This window comes from Ideonella sp. P3_A4, from assembly GCF_056403075.1.
This window is the reverse complement of sequence record NZ_JBFUGE010001198.1, coordinates 1-914: the sequence shown is the minus strand read 5'-3', so window position 1 is coordinate 914 and position 914 is coordinate 1. Positions and strand designations below refer to the sequence as shown.

The following is a 914-nucleotide window of genomic DNA, read 5'->3' as shown; positions in this document are numbered from 1 at the left end:
TCCCCGCCCTGCCCTTCAACCTGTCGCTGCTGAAGGGCGCCTCGGTCGTCGGCGTGTTCTGGGGCGACTTCGTGCGCCGCGAGCCTGCAGCCAATGCGCGCGCACTCGGCGAGCTCGCCCGCTGGTACGCCGAGGGCAAGATCAAGCCGCTGATCGACACCTTGTTGCCGATGAGTGAACTGCCCACCGCCTACCGCCGCATGGCCGAGCGCGCCATCAAGGGCAAGCTGGTGCTGGTCAACCACTGATGCAGATCGCGATGGACTCCTGAGCCGTTCCCCCTAAGAATAGGGAGAGGGATGGGCCGAGCACGTCCCCCAAAAGGGGGCTCGGTCMCCCCTCGGCACACTGCTAGCATGCCGCCCGACGCTAGGTTGTAAAGGGAGCGAGTAATGACCGTGAAGGTGCTGATCCTCGAAGACAACCCGGTGGCCCGCGATTTTCTATCGCGTGTGCTCCGGGAAAGCTTCAGCGATCCGATTTCGATCACCGAGGCCGGGGACCTCGAAACCGCACGCGAGCAGATCGCGTTGACGGGTCCACATGGCCTGCACGGCGCTGATCCGTTCAAGCTGATGTTGGTCGACTTGGAACTGCCCGATGGCAATGGCCTGGAGCTGTTGGCCGAGCTGACACAGTACCCCGCCACCAAGGTGGTGACGACGCTGTATTCAGACGACGACCACCTGTTCCCGGCGCTGCAATGTGGCGCCGACGGCTATCTGCTGAAGGAAGATCGTTTCGATGTGCTGGTGGAAGAGCTGCGCAAGATCGTGCTCGGCCAGCCGCCGCTGTCGCCGGCCATCGCGCGCCGGCTGCTGACGCATTTCCGGCATGGTTCGGCCGCCGATTCGGCAGCGCCGGCACCGGCGAGCAGCTTCTCCAGCGCACCCGCCTCGGGCGGTGGGCAGAAG

General features: G+C 65.0%; 2 protein-coding genes. Both read left to right on the top strand.

The window, feature by feature from the left end; genetic code table 11:
- Positions 1 to 248 (top strand): zinc-binding dehydrogenase (locus tag AC1DYI_RS36940; RefSeq protein WP_477209041.1); only part of this gene is annotated, 248 nt, incomplete at its 5' end.
- A 144-nt stretch (positions 249 to 392) separates the two neighbouring features.
- Positions 393 to 914: response regulator (locus AC1DYI_RS36935; protein ID WP_477209040.1), on the top strand; the 522-nt coding region annotated here is incomplete at its 3' end.